General features: G+C 58.3%; 1 protein-coding gene. It reads right to left on the bottom strand.

All coding sequences use genetic code 11. The annotated features are described in order from the left end of the window. Nucleotides 1–162: 162 nt before the first annotated feature. Nucleotides 163–735, bottom strand: a complete 573-nt coding sequence (locus NW843_RS08560; protein WP_041436880.1) for a phycobiliprotein lyase — start codon at nt 733–735, stop codon at nt 163–165. Nucleotides 736–882 lie beyond the last annotated feature (147 nt).

Below are 882 nucleotides of genomic sequence, written 5' to 3'. Positions count from 1 at the left end.
TCAGTATAGTTGAGCTTATTATTGACTAGAGTCATGCTCCCCAGGCATCAAAATGCTCCCGGTTGTGGTCGGCCTGGTGTTGATTGGCGTGGAGCAGGTTAATCCCCAGATCCAAGACTTGGTGCATGGCACAACCCGTGTTGCGGTTGAGGAGAAAACGCTCTAGCTGCGGAAAGAGCTGGATTCGGCCACCGTAGGGGTGGGAGAAGGGCCGACGGAGAGTTTACGCACCTCGGAGCAGAAAGAAGCCATGCTGAAGCCACCGAACCGCTTGACAGTGCTGGCCCGCAGGCGCAAGTTGGGGCTGGCAAACCAAATGCGCTCTTCCGACTCAGTCATCTCATACTGGGTGTAAAGGGTAAGGGCGCCATCGGATCCCATGACATAGGTACCGGCCACCGGTACTTTCTCAGCGTAGCCCTGATCCCGCAGCAACTGCCCGCGCATGGGATCGGTCTCATCGGGGATAGGTACCAGCACCACGTCTCCCTTGTACTCTTCGTTGTCCCACTCCTGCTCGCCATCCCACCGCACCCGCGCTGCTCCCACAGCTCGTCGGGGATCCACCCTGAACAACTCGCAAACCCGGATGACTGCTGGATCGGTTGCCGCAAGGGTGGCAATTTGTAGCCGCGACCTCCCACCCTCAGAGCGGCGAAAAGCCAAGTGATGGCTGGTGCGTTGGCACATCCACTCCCCAGCACTGAGGGCGAAAAACTCCATTACGGTCATCATGGCCGACGCGGATCCTCATCGATGGAACAGGGTTTGCCGATCTTAGCTTGCAGAGCAACTCAACGATTTAGCTAACGGTGGTGCGGGGGCAATCAGTCCTGCGCTCTACCCGCAGGGTAAGCACCGGGATACAGGGATCCCCACCAT

It is taken from the genome of Synechococcus sp. R5-12 (genome assembly GCF_047502655.1).
Classification (GTDB): Bacteria; Cyanobacteriota; Cyanobacteriia; order Thermostichales; family Thermostichaceae; genus Thermostichus.
Note: the sequence above shows the minus strand (reverse complement) of the source record. Positions and strands in the feature narration are given on the sequence as shown.

Excerpts from the sequence above, each read along its gene's own strand:
- NW843_RS08560 (WP_041436880.1), bottom strand. The coding sequence starts at position 735 with ATGATGACCGTAATGGAGTTTTTCGCCCTCAGTGCTGGGGAGTGGATG.